15 protein-coding genes are annotated in these 15,949 nt (G+C 71.0%); 11 read left to right on the top strand and 4 right to left on the bottom strand.

The window, feature by feature from the left end; genetic code table 11:
* Positions 1-51 precede the first annotated feature (51 nt).
* From LW587_RS17780 to LW587_RS17760, 5 genes are all read left to right on the top strand, one after another.
* A complete protein-coding gene (locus tag LW587_RS17780; protein WP_232630927.1) occupies positions 52-957 on the top strand; it encodes a 3'-5' exonuclease in 906 nt (301 codons plus the stop codon).
* Between the two features lie 93 nt (positions 958-1,050).
* Positions 1,051-1,812: an enoyl-CoA hydratase-related protein gene (locus LW587_RS17775; protein WP_232630944.1), complete on the top strand. Its 762-nt coding sequence runs from the start codon at positions 1,051-1,053 to the stop codon at positions 1,810-1,812.
* Positions 1,809-2,654, top strand: a complete 846-nt coding sequence (locus tag LW587_RS17770; protein WP_232630926.1) for an SDR family NAD(P)-dependent oxidoreductase — start codon at positions 1,809-1,811, stop codon at positions 2,652-2,654. Before LW587_RS17775 ends, LW587_RS17770 begins: the two co-directional genes overlap by 4 nt.
* The gene (locus tag LW587_RS17765; RefSeq protein ID WP_232630925.1) at positions 2,651-3,517 is read left to right on the top strand and encodes an SDR family oxidoreductase; all 867 of its coding nucleotides are present in this window, start codon (positions 2,651-2,653) and stop codon (positions 3,515-3,517) included. The genes LW587_RS17770 and LW587_RS17765 overlap by 4 nt, the downstream gene beginning before the upstream one ends.
* A 23-nt stretch (positions 3,518-3,540) precedes the next feature.
* Entirely contained in the window at positions 3,541-4,545 is a 1,005-nt protein-coding gene (locus LW587_RS17760) for a magnesium transporter CorA family protein (RefSeq protein ID WP_232630924.1), read from the top strand.
* Between the two features lie 114 nt (positions 4,546-4,659).
* Here LW587_RS17760 and LW587_RS17755 read toward each other — a convergent pair whose 3' ends face one another.
* The 3 genes from LW587_RS17755 to LW587_RS17745 all read right to left on the bottom strand — a co-directional run bounded on the left by LW587_RS17755 (position 4,660) and on the right by LW587_RS17745 (position 9,573).
* Positions 4,660-5,181: a MucR family transcriptional regulator gene (locus tag LW587_RS17755; protein ID WP_232630923.1), complete on the bottom strand. Its 522-nt coding sequence runs from the start codon at positions 5,179-5,181 to the stop codon at positions 4,660-4,662.
* A gap of 821 nt (positions 5,182-6,002) precedes the next feature.
* On the bottom strand, positions 6,003-6,608 hold the full coding sequence (grpE, locus tag LW587_RS17750; RefSeq protein WP_442919167.1) for a nucleotide exchange factor GrpE: 606 nt from the start codon (positions 6,606-6,608) through the stop codon (positions 6,003-6,005).
* Positions 6,609-6,786: 178 nt separating this feature from the next.
* Positions 6,787-9,573: a [protein-PII] uridylyltransferase gene (locus LW587_RS17745; RefSeq protein ID WP_232630922.1), complete on the bottom strand. Its 2,787-nt coding sequence runs from the start codon at positions 9,571-9,573 to the stop codon at positions 6,787-6,789.
* A 163-nt stretch (positions 9,574-9,736) separates the two neighbouring features.
* Between LW587_RS17745 and LW587_RS17740 the strand changes: the two genes are divergently transcribed.
* Positions 9,737-10,708, top strand: coding sequence for an aliphatic sulfonate ABC transporter substrate-binding protein (locus tag LW587_RS17740; RefSeq protein WP_232630921.1), 972 nt, complete (start codon positions 9,737-9,739; stop codon positions 10,706-10,708).
* An 8-nt stretch (positions 10,709-10,716) separates the two neighbouring features.
* Positions 10,717-11,349, top strand: coding sequence for a LysE family translocator (locus LW587_RS17735; RefSeq protein WP_232630920.1), 633 nt, complete (start codon positions 10,717-10,719; stop codon positions 11,347-11,349).
* Between the two features lie 105 nt (positions 11,350-11,454).
* Here LW587_RS17735 and LW587_RS17730 read toward each other — a convergent pair whose 3' ends face one another.
* Positions 11,455-12,507, bottom strand: a complete 1,053-nt coding sequence (locus tag LW587_RS17730) for a siderophore-interacting protein (RefSeq protein WP_232630919.1) — start codon at positions 12,505-12,507, stop codon at positions 11,455-11,457.
* A 266-nt stretch (positions 12,508-12,773) separates the two neighbouring features.
* On the opposite strand from LW587_RS17730, the gene LW587_RS17725 reads away from it, so the two are divergent.
* The 4 genes from LW587_RS17725 to LW587_RS17710 form a co-directional block, all read left to right on the top strand.
* Positions 12,774-12,986: an MbtH family protein gene (locus LW587_RS17725; protein ID WP_232630918.1), complete on the top strand. Its 213-nt coding sequence runs from the start codon at positions 12,774-12,776 to the stop codon at positions 12,984-12,986.
* 159 nt (positions 12,987-13,145) lie between these two features.
* A complete protein-coding gene (locus tag LW587_RS17720) occupies positions 13,146-14,084 on the top strand; it encodes a TauD/TfdA family dioxygenase (protein ID WP_232630917.1) in 939 nt (312 codons plus the stop codon).
* A gap of 10 nt (positions 14,085-14,094) precedes the next feature.
* On the top strand, positions 14,095-14,916 hold the full coding sequence (locus tag LW587_RS17715; protein WP_232630916.1) for an ABC transporter ATP-binding protein: 822 nt from the start codon (positions 14,095-14,097) through the stop codon (positions 14,914-14,916).
* Positions 14,913-15,949, top strand: a 1,037-nt coding sequence (locus LW587_RS17710) for an iron chelate uptake ABC transporter family permease subunit (RefSeq protein ID WP_232630915.1), incomplete at its 3' end; no start/stop codon positions are given. The genes LW587_RS17715 and LW587_RS17710, both read left to right, overlap by 4 nt.

Below are 15,949 nucleotides of genomic sequence, written 5' to 3'. Positions count from 1 at the left end.
GCGCGGGATCCCGACTTGCGGGCCGGTTCCTCCGCCCCCTAATCTCCCTCGATGAAGGTCGTCGCGATCGATTTCGAGACCGCCAACGAGCGGCGCGACAGCGCCTGCGCGGTGGGGCTCGCCTGGATCGAGGCGGGCCGCGTGGTGCGGCGGGAATCCCGGCTGATCCGGCCGCCGCAGATGCGCTTCTCGCCGGGCAACATCCGCATCCACGGCATCCTGCCCGCCGACGTGCGCGCGGCACCGACCTTCCCCGAAGCCATGGCCCCGTTCCTGCCCGATCTCGCGAGCGGGCTCGTCCTGGCCCACAATGCCGGCTTCGACATGGGCGTGCTCGCCGCCTCGCTCACCGCCTGGGGCGAGCCGGTGCCGGCATTGACCGGCCATTGCACCCTCCAGATCGCCCGGCGCCTGTTTCCCGATCCGGCCGGCTGCGGCCTGTCGAAGGTCGCCAGCCGCCTCGGCATCCGCTTCGAGCACCACGATGCGGGCGAGGACGCCTATGCCTGCGCGGAGATCGCGCTCGCGGCCCTACGGGAGACCGGGGCCCGGGACGTGGCCGACCTCGTCCGCGGCCTCGGATTGACGCCGATCCGCCCCTCCGCTGCCCCCCGGCGCGACATGACCCGCGACTTCGCCCGGTCGACCTCCACCCGGGCCCTGCGGGTGGCGGGCGCGGCCGCGCTTGGTCCGGCGGACGCGTTGCGCTTCTCGATGCGGGGTCGCACCGGCAACCGCTACGTGGTGGCCTACGAGGACGGCGGGGACGGCCCCTATCTGCGCTGCTCCTGCCCCGCGGGCACGCATCGCCGTCGCTGCCGCCATGTCGACGCCCTGGTCGACGGCGACGTGACCGACCTGATCTCGAACAACGCCGACGACGTGGAGCGCCTGCGCCTGCGCATCGGCGACGCCGTGGTCGGGCCCCTGCGGGCCAAGGGCGCGGCGGCGGCCTGACGTTTCCCGCGCCGGCTTTCCCGGCAGGGATCGCGCCCCTCGACAACGCCCGTCATCCGTCCGAAGGAGGAGGGGAGCTTGGCGGAGCGCACCATGACCGGGCACGTCACCATCGAGGATCGTCCGGACGGCGTGCGCCTGATCCGGCTGAACCGGCCCGAGAAGAAGAACGCGCTGACGGGGGCGATGTACGACGCCGTGCGCGGCGTGTTGGCCGAGGCGGACGCGACCGAGTCGGTCGGGGCGGTGGTGCTGGCCGGGCTCCCCGGTGCCTTCACCGCGGGCAACGATCTGGCCGACTTCGTGGAGGCCTCCCGGGCCGGCTCCTTCTTCGAGATGCCGGCCCTGCATTTCATTCGGCAGCTCGCCCGCACGCGCACGCCCCTGGTCGCGGCGATCGACGGGCTCGCGGTCGGCGTCGGCACCACCCTGACCCTGCATTGCGACCTCGTCTTCGTCGGCCCCCAGGCCCGCTTCCGCATGCCCTTCGTCGAACTCGGCCTGGTGCCGGAGGCCGCCGCCAGCCTCCTGCTGCCCCGCCGCATCGGCTTGGCGCGGGCCTCGGCCCTGCTTCTGCTGTCGGAGAGCGTCAACGCGGAGGAGGCGGTCTCCCTCGGCATCGCCAACGCGCTGGTCCCCTCCGACGGTCTGGAGGCGCAGGCGCTGGCGCAGGCCGCCCGCCTCGCCGCCCTGCCGCGGGAGGCGGTCGCCGCGACGCGCCGGCTGATGCGCGGGAATCAGCAGGAGGTCGAAGACGCCATCGAGGCGGAGGCCCAGGCCTTCGAGGCGCGGCTGCGCTCGCCCGAGGCGCGGGACGCCTTCACCCGCTTCCTCTCGGGCGCGCGCAAGCCGTGACGGGGCCGCTGGCGGGAAAGGTCTGCCTCGTCGCCGGCGCCTCCCGCGGCGTCGGGCGGGGCCTGGCCCGAGGCCTCGGCGAGGCGGGCGCCACCGTGATCGTCACGGCCCGCTCCACCGAGACCGGACGGCGCACCGAGACGCGCCCCGAGACGATCGAGGACACGGCCCGGGCGGTGGATGCCGCGGGCGGGGAGGGGCACCACTACCTCTGCGACCACACCAGCGAGCGGCAGGTGGACGAACTCGTCCATTGGGCCCTGCGCCGCTTCGGGCGGATCGACCTGGCGGCGGCGAGCGTCTGGGGCGGCAACGAGGGCTATGACGGCGAGCGCTATCCCGACGGGGCCGCCTGGGGCACCCCGTTCTGGCGCCGCTCGGCCGAGCCTTTCGCGAGTTTCATGGGCACCGGCCCCTACCCGGCACTGCTGCTGGCCCGGGCGGTCGCCCCCGCCATGGTGTCGGCACGGGGCGGGCTGATCGCCTTCGTCTCCTTCGGTACCGAGGATTATCTCGGCGACCTCTACTACGACCTCGCCAAGGCGACGACGAACCGGCTCGCCCTGGCCTGCGCGGCGGAGCTGCAGCCCCACGGCGTCTGCGCGCTGGGCCTGTCCCCGGGCTTCGTCGCCACCGAGCGGGTGCGCGATCTCGGCCAGGAGGCGCTCGCCACCGAGACCCCGCTCTACGCCGGACGCGCGCTGGCGGCTCTGGCCGCCGATGCCGCGGTGCTCGCCCGGGCCGGCCAGATCCTCCATGCCGGGGATCTGGCCCGACGCTACGGCTTCACCGATGCCGACGGCCGCCAGCCGGAGCGGTTCCGGATCGCGAGGGACGCATGAGTCAGGCATTGAGCCTCAAGGGCAAGACGCTGTTCATCACCGGCGCCTCGCGGGGCATCGGGCTCGCCATCGGCCTGCGCGCCGCCCGGGACGGGGCCAATGTGGCGATCGCGGCCAAGACCGACACGCCGCATCCGAAGCTCGAGGGCACGATCCACACGGCCGCCGCGGCGATCGCGCAGGCCGGGGGCAGGGCGCTGCCGCTGGTCGTGGATGTGCGGGACGAGGAGTCGGTGAAGGCCGCTCTCGACCGGACAGCCGAACGATTCGGTGGGATCGACATCGTCGTGAACAACGCCAGCGCGATCTCGCTGACGCCCACGGCCCAGACCGAGATGAAGCGCTTCGATCTGATGCATCAGATCAACGCGCGCGGCACCTTCCTCGTCAGCAAACACGCGATCCCGCATCTGGAGCGGGCCGACAATCCCCACATCCTGATGCTGTCGCCCCCCCTCGACATGGCCGAGCGCTGGTTTGCCCCGCACCTCGCCTACACGATGGCGAAGTTCGGCATGTCGCTCTGCGTGCTCGGGCTCGCGGGCGAACTCCGTCCTAAGGGCATCGCGGTCAACGCCCTGTGGCCCCGCACCACCATCGCCACGGCGGCCGTTCAGAACCTGCTCGGCGGCGAGGCCCTGATGCGGGCGAGCCGCCGGCCCGAGATCGTGGCGGACGCCGCCCATGCCCTGTTCCTGAAGCCGTCCCGCACGGTGACGGGCCGCTTCTTCATCGACGACAGCGTCTTGGCGGAACAGGGCGTCACGGACTTTTCAAAATACCGCGTCACAGCGGGCGTGCCCCTTGCGCCGGACTTCTTCGTGCCGGATGCGAGCGAGCCGCCGCCCGGCGCCCTCGACTAGACACCCATCCCCGAGTCCCGCCCTTGATCTTCATTCACCAGCCGGTTCCCGGCGGCGCGCAGCCCCTCCTGGACCGCCGCCCCCTCGAATTGCAGGACCCGATCCCCGAAGACACGGTCTGGCTCGACATGATCCGGCCGACCCGGGAGGAGGATGTGAAGGTCGAGACCTTCATGGGCATCCAGGTGCCGACCCGCGAGGAAATGAAGGACATCGAGCCCTCCGAACTTCTCTACGTGGAGGAGGGGGCCCGCTACATGACCGGCCGCGTCCTCTCCAAGGTCAGCGATTCCGAGGAGCCGGGGCTCGCCGGCATCACCTTCATCCTGCGCGACAACCGCCTCGTGACGGTGCGCTACGAGGAGCCGCAGGCCTTCCGGATGTATGCCCAGCGGGCCGGGCGCACCACCGGCAACGGGCCCTCGCGCTCGACCACCGGCGAGACGATCCTGGCCGGTCTGATCGAAGCGGTGATCGACCGCGCCGCGGACGTGCTGCAGTTGCAGGGCGAGCGGATCGACCGCCTCTCGCGAAAGATCTTCGAGGAGCGGGACGACCCCTCGGCCCGCAACACCGCCCTTCAGGACACTCTGCGGGCGCTCGGCCGGCAGGGCGACCTGATCTCGAAACAGCGCGAGAGCCTCGTCTCGATGGAGCGCATCCTGCTCTCCCTCTCCGCCACCTACCGGACCTCGAAGGCGCCCCGCGAGCTGCGCGAGGACGTGCGCTCGACCCTGCGCGATCTGCAATCGCTCGAGGAGCACGCGACCTTCCTCTCCTCGAAGATCCAGTTCCTGCTCGACGCGACCCTCGGGCTCGTGAATCTCGAGCAGAACAACATCATCAAGCTGTTCTCGGTCATGGCGGTGGTGTTCATGCCCCCGACCCTGATCGCCTCGATCTACGGCATGAACTTCGAGGTGATGCCGGAGCTGAAATGGAGCCTCGGCTACCCCGCCGCGGTCTGCATGATGGTGGTGGCCGCCGTGCTGCCTTACGTGTTCTTCCGCTGGAAGAAGTGGCTGTGACACGCCTTCACGCCAAGAGGATCGCCCTGGATCGGTATCCAGGGCGATCCTTTGGGTTCGTGTCCCGCACCGTCGTTTCGTGACAAGCCGGAAACCGGCTGTCGAGACGAGGCTTTAGTCTTCCTTCTTGCGGCGGGGCGCGCGGCGCTTCTTCTCCGGCGCCGCCTCCTCGACCGCGGCGGGGGCCACGGGCTCGGGCTCCTCCACGGGATCCGCGGCGCGGCGGCGCTGCTGGCCGAGGCCGAGCGCCCGAGCGAGTTCCGAGCGCTGCTCGGAATAGCTCGCCGAGGTCATCGGATAGTCGTTCGGGAGACCCCACTTGGCCCGGTAGGCTTCCGGCGAGAGGCCGCGCAGGGTCAGGTGCCGGCGCAGGGTCTTGTAGGGCTTCCCGTCCTCGAACGAGGTCAGGAAGTCGTGGCTGACCGACTTTCGGATTTCCTGCGGCGTCGCCTTGGGCGGGCCACTGTCGGACGGCTTGCCGCTCGACGTCACCGAGCGGATCGCCTCGTGCACGTCACCGATCAGCCGAGGCAGTTCGGCGCTCTGGACGTGGTTGTTGCTGACATAGGCCGAGACGACATCTGCCGCCAAGGTGATGAGACGCGCAGTTTCCGCATCCTGTTCGGTGGTATCCATGGTGCAGGCTTCGCTCTCAAGGGCTTACTTGATTGACGGTAAGCTCAGCCTCGAACCGGGGCAAGTGATCATCGTTGAACATGCGCGGTTGCATGTCGAGAAAAATCCAGCTGCGCGAGCGATTCAATCGCATCGCAGACATGGAAATCATCCGAAACAGCAGGCTTGAGGAAGACCCTTCCATCCAGAGACCGCGTCGGTTTCGGGCCCATTCAATATTTCAAATGTTAAGAATACGGATGAACTAGATTGAAATATCCAACTGTTTCAATGGCTTGAGCAGCACCATCCTGGACGCCCCCCAGTCGGTTGGCCCAGCGCGACCGGACCAGTCCGAGGGGACCAAAGCGGGCTAGGCCGCTTCCCCCCAAAATACCGCGGCAATCCGCCGCAGGATTACGTATTTTTCTGTGGATGTCGCGGTCCCGGCCGGGCTGTGGGGCACCATGGGCCGGTCGGCTGGACCGAACTGCCGGCGCACAGGCGGGATCGGCGCATCAGGCCCAAGGCCGCGCCGTTCCGTCGAGAGTTTGGCTCTCAGTCGGGGCGGGTCGAAGCATCGCGCAGCCGCTTCGACCCTTGGGCCCCGCCGGACCGTATCCCCGAAGCACCGCGTCGCGGTCGGGCCGGAGGGCACAGGGGTCCGGCCCGTGATCGACCGCCCCACGACGAATCGCGGGCGGGAGAGGGCCGGCTCTGCGCGCCGGTGCAGAGCCCCGGCATCCGGGGTCGGAATGGCGCCCCCGATCCCCGGAGGCCCGGGGGCCTCCGACATCGTCCGTCGGCGCGGACGGCCGACGACGGGGGGCGCCGGGCTTCGTTCAGGCGGCGTCGGCCGCCTTGCTCGCCTCGGGCTTCGGACCGCCCTTGGAGACGCCGACCAAAGCCGGGCGCAGGGTGCGATCGCCGATGACGTAGCCGATCTGGACGACCTGCACGACGGTGCCGTTGGGAACCTCGGGATTCGGCACCTCGAACATCGCCTGATGGCGGTTGGGATCGAAGCGCTGCCCATGCGGCTCGACCACCTTCACGCCGTGGCGCTCCAGGGTCTTGGCCAGATCCCGCTCGGTCAGCTCGATCCCCTCGATCAGGCCCTTCAGCGCCCCCTCGGCGCCGGCGCGGGCATCGGCCGGCACGCTCTCCAGGGCGCGGCGGATGTTGTCGGCCGTGTTGAGCATGTCGCGGGCGAAGTTCGTCACCGCGTAGGTGCGCGCGTCGGTGATCTCGCGCTCGGTGCGGCGGCGCAGGTTTTCCATCTCGGCGAGGGTGCGCAGCAGCCGGTCCTTGAACTCGTCGCGCTCGGCCATCGCCGCGGCCAGGGCCTCGGCATCGAGGCCCGCGGCATGCGAGGCCGGTTGCGGCGTCTCGCCGCCGGCCTCGGCGCCGTTCGGCGGGTTCGGGTTCTCGCTCTCGTCAGCCATCATGCGATTGGTCGCGCTCTCGTCTCGGGACGGGGAATTCGTCGCTGATATCATTCGGGGAAATCCCGAAATCAAGCGTCCGCGGGGCGCCCTGGCATCGCGGCGTGCCGCGCCCATGCCCGGTCACCGCCGGCAGGCCCCATGGGGCCGGAAGCCTCACGGGCCTCTCGACGCGGCACCGTCACAGTTCGCGCGGCGGCGGCGAATCGACCAGCGCGTCGAGCCCCTCGGCCCGGAGCGCGGCGACGTCGCTGGCGAACACCTCCATCACGGCGGCGCGGATCATGGCGAGGCGGTCGGGCTGCATCACCCGGGTGCCGGTCAGGTCGGTCACGTAGAACACGTCGACCGCCCGCTCGCCGAAGGTCGCCACATGGGCGGAGGTGATGTTGAGGTTCAGGCGGTTCAGCGCCGTCGTCAGTTCGTAGAGCAGGCCCGGCCGGTCGAGGCCGGTGATCTCGACCACGGTCTCGCGGGACGACAGGGCGTTGTCGATCGACACGTCGGGGGGCACCAGGAAGGTCTTGGGCGGCTCCTTCGGGTGCTTGTCGGCGACGAGTTCGGCGATCTTGATCTCGCCCTTCAGCGCCCGCTCGATCGCGGTGGCGATGCGCTTGGCGCGGCGCAGCTCGTCCTCGTCGCGCTCGAAGGCGCGGGAGAGGAAGATCGAGTCGAGGGCGAAGCCGTCGCTCGTGGTGAAGATCTGCGCATCGACGATGTTGCCGCCCGTCGTCGCGCAGGCGCCCGTGATGATCGCGAGGAGCCGCGGATGGTCGGGGGAATAGACCGTAAGCTCGGTCACGCCGCGCACCGGATCGGTCTCGTAGGTCGTGGCGCTGGTGCGGCCGTCCTCGACGACGGTGCGCAGGAAGCGGGCGTTCTTGTAGTGGCGCGTGCTGTCGGTCTTGAGCCAGTAGGCCTGGCCGTGGCGGGCGGCGTAGGTGTCGAAGAAGTCCGGGGTCCAGTCGGCCAGCTGCTCGCGCAGGGCCATCTGGATCAGCTTCACCCGGTCGGTGCGGGCGATCTCGGAATGGCCGCCCGAGAGCACCACCTCGGTCTCGTCGTAGAGCGTGCGCAGCAAGGTGCCCTTCCAGGCGGTCCAGACGCCGGGGCCGACCGCCTTGATGTCGGCCACCGTGAGGATCGCGAGCAGCTTCAGCCGCTCCAGGCTCTGCACCACGCTCGCGAACTTCTCGATCGTGCGGGCGTCCGAGAGGTCGCGGCTCTGGGCCGTCATCGACATCAGCAGATGGTGCTCGACGAGCCAGGCCACCGTCTCGGTCTCGGCCTGGCTGAGGCCGAAACGGGGCCCGAGCTTGCGGGCGATGACCGCCCCGGCGATCGAGTGGTCCTCGGGCCGGCCCTTGGCGATGTCGTGGAGCAGGATCGCGACGTAGAGGGCGCGCCGGTTATGGATCGTGTCGACGAGGCGCGAGGCCAGCGGGTGCTCCTCGCGCACGCGGCCCGAATCGATCGCCGCGAGCACGCCGATCGAGCGCAGGAGATGCTCGTCCACCGTATAGTGGTGGTACATGTTGAACTGCATCATCGCGACGATGCGCCCGAAATCCGGGATGAACCGGCCGAGCACGCCCGCCTCGTTCATGGAGCGCAGGATCGTCTCCGGCGCGTTCTTCGAGGTGAGGATGTCGAGGAAGAGCCGGTTGGCCTCCGGGTCCGTGCGCACCGCATGGGTAATGAGCCGCAGCGAGCGCTTGGTGAGCCGGGTCGCGTCCGGATGGATCGGGAGGTTGTGCCGGTCGGCAAGCCAGAACAGGCGGATCAGGTTGACGGGATCGCGCTCGAAGGCGTCCTCGCCCCGCAGGTTGACCCGGCCGTTGTCGATCCAGAAATCCTCCGCCTCGATGGAGGTCGCCCGGAACCGGTCGCGGAAGCGGCCGATCCAGCGATCGAGCACCGGGGTGCGCTTGGCATGGCGCGCCTCGAGTTCCGCGCAGACGATGGCCGTGAGGTCGCCGACATCCTTGGCGACGAGGAAGTAGGCCTTCATGAAGCGCTCGACGCTCGAGAGCCCGCCGCGGGCGCCGAAACCGAGGCGCTCGGCGATCTTCTGCTGGAGTCCGAAGGACAGGCGCTCTTCCGGCCGCCCGGTCACGAAATGCAGGTGGCAGCGCACCCGCCACAAAAATTCCTCGCACCGCTCGAACAGCCGGTACTCGTCCGCCGTGAACAGCCCGGCATGGACCAGCTCGGCCGGATCGCGCACCCGGTAGGTGTATTTCGCGATCCAGAACAGGGTGTTGAGATCGCGCAATCCTCCCTTGCCGTCCTTGACGTTGGGCTCGACGAGGTAGCGGGAGGCGCCGGCCTTGCTGACCCGCCCGTCGCGCTCACGCAGCTTGGCGTCGACGAACTCGGCCGCCGAGCCGATGACGAGCTCGGCGTCGAAGCGCGTCACCATCTCCTCGAACAGGGCGCGCGAGCCGAACAGGAAGCGGGATTCGAGCAGCGCCGTGCGGATCGTCATGTCGGCGCGGCCCTCGCGCAGGCATTCCTCCACCGATCGGGTGGCGTGGCCGACCTTCAGCTTGAGGTCCCACAGCACATAGAGCATCGCCTCGACGACGCTCTCCGACCACGCGGTCTGCTTGTAGGGGAGCAGGAACAGGAGATCGATGTCCGAGCCCGGCGCCATCGTGCCCCGGCCATAGCCTCCCGTCGCCACCACGGCGAGCTGCTCGCCCGTCGAGGGGTTGTCGTTTGGGTAGAGCCGCCAGACCACGGCGTCGTAGATCGCCCGCACCACCGCGTCGGTGAGCCGGCTCAGGCGCTGGGCGCAGGCGACGCCGTCGCGCTCCTTCAGGAGCAGGCGCTCGGCGTCCCGATGACCGGCCTCCAGCACCTTCTTCAGTTCGGGCACGAGAAGGCCGCGCAGCCGGGTCGGCTCGCGGGCGTCGCGGTCGAGACCCTCGACGACCTTTTCCAGAATGGGAACGGGATCGAACATGGCCGTCCCGTAGCATGTTGCGTCGGTTTGGGCAGCGGCCGGTTATGGGCGACCGAGCCGTTCTCTTTCGCGAATTTTTTGTTTGACGAAACGAACGACGCTGATTTAGCCCTTCGGCAAGCGTCCGGCGGAAGCCGGCCCGACGTCCCAGGGAGACAGCCGCATGCCCCACCGCCGCACCCTTCTGTCCGCGCTCGCGGGCGCGCTCTGCCTGTGGGCGGCTCCCGGTGCGCGGGCGGCGGACCCGGCCGAGATCCGGCTCGACTGGGCGACCTACAATCCGGTCAGCCTGGTCCTGAAGGAGAAGGGCTTCCTCGAGGAGGCGCTGAAGCCGCGCGGCATCAAGGTGCGCTGGACGCAGTCGCTCGGCTCCAACAAGGCGCTGGAATTCCTCAACGGCGGCGCCATCGATGTCGGCTCCTCGGCGGGCGCGGCGGCCCTTCTGGCGCGGATCAACGGCAACCCGGTCAAGGTCGTCTACGCATATTCCCGCCCCGAATGGACCGCGCTCGTCACCCGCAAGGACACCGGCATTACCGGGCCCGCCGACCTTAAGGGCAAGCGCGTGGCGGTGACCCGCGGCACCGATCCGCACATCTTCCTGATCCGCGCGCTCCAGGCGGCGGGCCTGACCGAGAAGGACGCCAAGCTCGTCCTGCTCCAGCACCCGGACGGACGCACGGCGCTGGAGCGCGGCGACGTGGACGCCTGGGCCGGCCTCGATCCGATGATGGCGGCCTCGGAGGTCGAGGGCGGCGCCGTGCTGTTCCACCGGGATGCGAGCGCCAACACCTGGGGCGTGCTCGACGTGCGCGAGGCCTTCCTCAAGGAGCACCCGGACCTGGTGAAGACCGTCATCGCCGCCTATGAGCAGGCCCGGACCTTCGCCGTCGCCCATCCGGACGCCCTCAAGAGCGCCCTCGTGAACGCGACGAAGCTCCCCGAGGCGGTCATCGCCAAGCAGATCGAGCGCACGGATCTGTCCCAGCCGGCGATCGGCCCGGCGCAGGCCGACAGCATCCGCGCAGCGGGCCTCGCCCTGCAACAGGCCGGCGTCATCCCCGCCGGCACCGATGTCGCCGCGGCGGTGGACGGCTTGCTCGACCCGCAGTTCAACCCGGCGCCGACGCGCTGACGCCGCCGATGCCCGACGCCGCGCACCTCGCCGCCTTCGCGCTGGTGTCGCTCGGCCTGGTGCTGACGCCCGGCCCGAACATGGCCTACCTCGTCTCGCGCTCCATCGCGCAGGGGCGGGCCGCCGGGCTGGTGTCGCTCGCGGGCGTGGCGGCGGGCTTCCTGGTCTATCTCCTGTGCGCGGCGTTCGGGATCACCGCGCTCCTCGTCGCGGTGCCCTTCGCCTACGACACCCTGCGCCTGGCGGGGGCGGCCTACCTGCTGGTCTTGGCCTGGCAGGCGTTGCGTCCCGGTGGGCGCTCGCCCTTCGAGACGGGGCCGCTCGCCCCGGACGGGCCGCGACGGCTTTTCGCGATGGGGCTGCTCACGAACCTGCTGAACCCGAAGATCGCGGTGATGTACCTCTCGCTCCTGCCGCACTTCATCGCGCCGGAGCGGGGCGGGGTGCTGGCTCAGTCCCTGATCCTCGGCGGGGTTCAGATCGCGGTGAGCCTCGCGGTCAATGTCGGGATCGTCCTCGCGGCGGGCTCCGTGGCCGCCTTCCTGGCGAGGCGCCCCGTGTGGCTGACGGCGCAGCGCTGGGTCATGGGGACGGTGCTGGCGGCGCTGGCCCTGCGCATGGCGACCGAGAGCCGGCGCTGACGCTCGTCCGAAGGTGGTGGCGAGCGGTGGCCGCCGGCGGGCGGGAAACACGGACGCGTCGCAAGGTCAGAGAGAAACGTCCCGGATGCGATCCCCGGGGGATCCCTAGCTCCGCGTCGCCTGCCCCCGCTCCCAGTAGCCGACCACGAGGTGGCGGTCGCGGTCGAGGCGGCGCTCGGCGCGCAGATGCCGCCGCAGCGTGCGGGCCACCGCGAACTCGCACCCGGCCCAGACGAACAGATCCGGCGTGTCCGGCCAGTCGAGATCGCGCAAAGCCGCGACCAGGGGGCTCGCGGCCCCGGTGCCGGCAGGGCGCAGCCGGCGCACCCGCACGCCCTCCGGCGGGGACAGGGGATAGGCCGCCTCCGCCTCGTCCATCTCCAGAAGCACCTCGCCCCGCGCCTCCGCCGGCAGGGCCTCGAGCATCCGGGCGATGGCGGGGAGCGCGGTCTCGTCGCCGGCGAGAAGGGTCCAGGCGGCAGGCGGCGCGGCGCGGCCGAGGGGGCCGGCCAGGCCGCAGAGCGTGCCGGGCTCGGCGGTGAGGGCGAACTGCGCCCCCGGCCCCGGCGCGTCATGGAGCACGAAGTCGATCTCGACCTGCTCGGCCGCGGCCCGGCGGACCGTGTAGTAGCGCACGGCCGGGCGCCGCTCCGCCTCCGGCCACAGCGTGCGCCCGTCCGGACCGGGCCGGGGCCATTCGGGCCGCTCCAGGCCGGGCGGCGGCAGGTAGAGCCGCACATGCAGGTCGTCCGCCGAGGCGAAGCGACCGAGGTCGCGGCCGGTGAAGGTGAGACGGCGCATCCGCGGCGTCAGCGCGACCGAGGAGAGAAGCCGCATCTCGCGGAAGTTCGAGAAGGTCGCGCTGGTCGGATCGTAGCCCGACCAGACGATGGCCGGGGTCTCGCCCTCGGCGAAGTCGATGATGTTCGAGGCGATGACCGAGCGCAGCATCTCGAGCCCGCCCTCGTCTTCGGCTTCGACCCGGACCCGCAGCCTGCCGTTCACGGGCTCCAGGATGCCGGTGCCGACCCCGAGATGGACGATGATGCGGGCCCCGTGCCGATCATGGGCGACGTCGTGGGTGGTCATGTGATCGATCAGATCGGCGGCGACGCGCTCGGGGTCGGCGAGCGCAACCGTCGCTTCGGAGATCAGCATGGCGGATCGGGATTCTCGACTGACGCTCATCGGAGCGGAGGGCCGGTGTTAGACGCCGGCAGCGGTCGATCGTCAATACAGGACCCGGTCGCCGGCCGAATGATTGCCACAGCGCTTGATGATACTTGTTCTAAACTGACAGCCCAACGGAATTCATCGGTGCGGGTCCGGCGCGCTAAATTTCCCCGGGCGCCATTCGTCCCCACCCCGAACCGCCCTGCGAGTCCGTCTGCCGGCGGCGCGGCGGCGCATCAGGGAGAGATCCGTTGAGCTTCGACAGGGACGACATCCTGTTCCACGTCGTGGTGAACGACGAGGAACAGTACTCGATCTGGCCCGACTTCAAGCCGGTGCCCGAGGGGTGGCGCCGGGTCGGGGTCAGCGGCGACAAGGCCGCCTGCCTCGCCCACGTCGAGTCCGTCTGGACCGACATGCGTCCCCGCAGCCTGCGCGAGGCCATGGACGGGCCGGCCGCCTGATCCGGGCTCTGCTTGATCAAAGCGGAGCCCGGATCAGGCAAGCCCGCGCGGCGTTTGAGCGAAGCCCAAATCCGCCATCCCGAAGGGATCAACCGGATTGGGTATGACACCGCGCCCCTCCGTCTCCCCGCCCCATCATCGCAACCGCTGAGGCTGCCCATGTCCGCGTCCGCCCTTCCCGTCGTGCTCGAAGGCACGGGTCCGCTGAGCGCCGTGATCGAAGATCGCGGGTCCGAGATCGCCGACGCGCTCGGCACGGCCGGCGGCGTGCTGCTGCGCGGCTACACGGTCGCGAGCGTCGAAGCGTTCCGCGGCTTCGCGGCGGGCTTCGGCCATCCGCTCCTGTCCTACGAATTCGGCTCGACGCCGCGCAGCAAGGTCGAAGGCGGGGTCTATTCCTCGACCGAGTACCCGGCCCACCGGGAGATCCCACTCCACAACGAGCAATCCTACACCCGCGACTGGCCGTTGCGGATCTGGTTCCACTGCGTCACCGCCGCGCCGGAGGGCGGCGCGACCCCGCTCGCCGACAGCCGCGCGATCCACCGCGGGCTCGATCCGGCCCTGCGGGACCGGTTCGCGCAGAGGGGCCTGCGCTACGTGCGCAACTTCGGCAACGGCCTCGATCTGCCGTGGAGCAAGGTGTTCAACACCGAGGACCGCGGCGCCGTGGAAGCCTATTGCCGCGACCATGCCATCGACTTCACCTGGAAGGAGGACGGCGAGCTGCGCACGAGCCAGCTCTGCCAGGCGGTGGCTCGGCATCCCCGCACCGGCGAGGACGTGTGGTTCAACCAGGCCCACCTGTTCCACGTCTCCGCCCTGGACGCGGTGGAGCGCGAGGTCCTCCTCGACACGGTGGGGGAGGACGAACTCCCCCGCAACGTGTATTTCGGCGACGGGAGCCCGATCCCGGACGAAGAGCTCGACGCCGTGCGCGCCGTGCTGGCGGCCGAAACGGTGACCTTCCCCTGGCAGGCCGGCGATGTCCTGATGCTCGACAACATGCTGATCATGCACGGGCGCGAGCCCTATGCGGGCCCCCGTAAGGTCGTCGTCGCCATGGCCGAGGCGCACGGGACGACGCGTGCCGCATGAGCCGGCGGGCATGAGCGGGGCGGCCGTTCTCGAAGGCCGAGGCCTCGCCGTCGCCTATGGGGCGCGGCGGGTCCTCGACGGTCTCGACGTCGCGATCGCCGCCGGCGGCGTCACCGCCCTGTGCGGGCCGAACGGCTGCGGGAAGTCGACGCTGCTGCGCGCCCTGGCCGGGTTGCAGCCCCTCGCGGGCGGCGAGGTTCTCGTCGAGGGGCGCCCGCTCGCCGGGTTGCGGCGACGCGCCCGCGCCCAGGCGCTCGCCATGCTGGCCCAGGTCAACGAGGTGCCGTCCGGGCTCACCGTGTTCGAGCTGGCGGCCTATGGGCGCCATGCCCACCGCCCGCTGATCGGCGGCCTGTCGGGCGCCGACCGCACCGCCATCCTCGACGCGCTCGACGCCACGGGCCTGCGCGCGCACGCGGCGCGCGAAGTGGCGGCGCTTTCCGGCGGCGAGCGCCAGCGCGCCTGGATCGCTATGGCGCTCGCCCAGCAATGCCGCGTGCTGCTCCTCGACGAGCCGACCACCTGGCTCGACGTGCGCCATCAGGTCGAGCTGGTCGCAGCGCTCAAAGCCCTCAACCGCGCGCGCGGCATCACCATCGTCTGCGTGCTGCACGATCTCAATCAGGCGGCGGCGCTGGCCGACCGGGTGCTGCTGATGCGGGAGGGTCGCATCTGCCATGACGGTCCGCCCGAGACGGTGCTGCGGCCGGCGCCCCTCGCCGAAGTCTACGGCGTCGAGATGTGGCGCCTGGACCATCCGGATTCCGCCGCCCCGCTCTGCGTGCCCGCCTTCGCTCCGGCGCAGCGGCGGCCCCGCGAAGTCCGCTCGTGACCGCGCTCGCCGCCGCCCTGCCGGCGCGGCCCGGGTTCCCTCCCGCCGCGCGACTCGGGATCCTGGCGGCTGGCCTCGCCGCTCTGGTGGCCCTGGCCCGCCTCTGGCCGACGTTTCAGGCGCTCGCCACCGCCCCCGGCCCCGTCGAGGCGGAGGCCGCCCGGTTCCTGCTGTGGGAATTGCGGCTGCCACGGGTGCTCGCCGGGCTCGCCGCGGGGGCGGCCTTCGGCGCGGCCGGCGCCCTGCTCCAGGCGGTGACGCGCAACCCGCTCGCCGCGCCCGATCTCCTCGGCGTCACCGCCGGCGCGCAGATCGGCGTCCTCCTGGGACTGACGATCCCGGCGCTCGCGGCCGTCTCGGGCCCGCCACTGCTCTTCGCCTGCGGCCTCGCCGCGGCGACCCTGGCGCTCACCGCGGCGGGGGGCTGGCGCGCGCCGCCGCTGCGCCTTCTGCTGGCCGGAGGGGCCTGCGCCCTGTTGCTCGGCGCCGCCGTCACCGTCGCCCTCGCTCTGTTCGAGCAGAACATCGCCGGGCTCGCCCTGTGGAGCGGCGGCGCGCTCTACCAATCCGGCGCCGACGGCCTCGCCGAGGCCGCCCCGTGGCTGCTGCCGCCGCTCCTCGCCATTCCATTTCTGGTGCGCGGCCTCGATGCCCTGGCCTTGGGCGAGGACGCCGCCGCGGGCATCGGCGTCGCCGTGGTCCCCTTGCGCCTCGCGGGCGTGGTGAGCGCGACCGCGCTCACCGCCTTCGCGGTGGCGGTGGCGGGCCCAATCGGCTTCATCGGGCTCATCGCCCCGAACCTTGTGCGGGCGGCGGGCCAGCGCCGCCTCGGCCCGGTCGTGGCGCTCTCGGCCGTCATCGGCGGCGGCCTCCTGATCGCGGCCGACGGGGCGGTGGCAGGGCTCGGCCTCTCGGCGGGCCTCTCGACCGCGGTGGCCACGGCCCTGGTCGGGACGCCGATCCTGCTCGTCCTGGTGATGCGCGGACGCGCCCTGACGCCGCCGGATCGCGGGGAGGTCGCGGGCTCGGGCCG

The sequence above is a fragment of the Methylobacterium sp. Leaf118 genome, assembly GCF_920984675.1.
Lineage (GTDB): Bacteria > Pseudomonadota > Alphaproteobacteria > Rhizobiales > Beijerinckiaceae > Methylobacterium.
The sequence above is the reverse complement of the archived record's forward strand: the minus strand, read 5'-3'. Positions and strand labels throughout refer to the sequence as shown.

Bases quoted from the DNA above. Each gene is read 5' to 3' on its own strand.
- LW587_RS17765 (WP_232630925.1), top strand. From the start codon at position 2,651: ATGAGTCAGGCATTGAGCCTCAAGGGCAAGACGCTGTTCATCACCGGC.
- LW587_RS17780 (WP_232630927.1), top strand. From the start codon at position 52: ATGAAGGTCGTCGCGATCGATTTCGAGACCGCCAACGAGCGGCGCGAC.
- LW587_RS17745 (WP_232630922.1), bottom strand. From the start codon at position 9,573: ATGTTCGATCCCGTTCCCATTCTGGAAAAGGTCGTCGAGGGTCTCGAC.
- LW587_RS17775 (WP_232630944.1), top strand. From the start codon at position 1,051: ATGACCGGGCACGTCACCATCGAGGATCGTCCGGACGGCGTGCGCCTG.
- LW587_RS17735 (WP_232630920.1), top strand. From the start codon at position 10,717: ATGCCCGACGCCGCGCACCTCGCCGCCTTCGCGCTGGTGTCGCTCGGC.
- LW587_RS17720 (WP_232630917.1), top strand. From the start codon at position 13,146: ATGTCCGCGTCCGCCCTTCCCGTCGTGCTCGAAGGCACGGGTCCGCTG.
- grpE (WP_442919167.1), bottom strand. From the start codon at position 6,608: ATGATGGCTGACGAGAGCGAGAACCCGAACCCGCCGAACGGCGCCGAG.
- LW587_RS17715 (WP_232630916.1), top strand. From the start codon at position 14,095: ATGAGCGGGGCGGCCGTTCTCGAAGGCCGAGGCCTCGCCGTCGCCTAT.
- LW587_RS17755 (WP_232630923.1), bottom strand. From the start codon at position 5,181: ATGGATACCACCGAACAGGATGCGGAAACTGCGCGTCTCATCACCTTG.
- LW587_RS17740 (WP_232630921.1), top strand. From the start codon at position 9,737: ATGCCCCACCGCCGCACCCTTCTGTCCGCGCTCGCGGGCGCGCTCTGC.
- LW587_RS17730 (WP_232630919.1), bottom strand. From the start codon at position 12,507: ATGCTGATCTCCGAAGCGACGGTTGCGCTCGCCGACCCCGAGCGCGTC.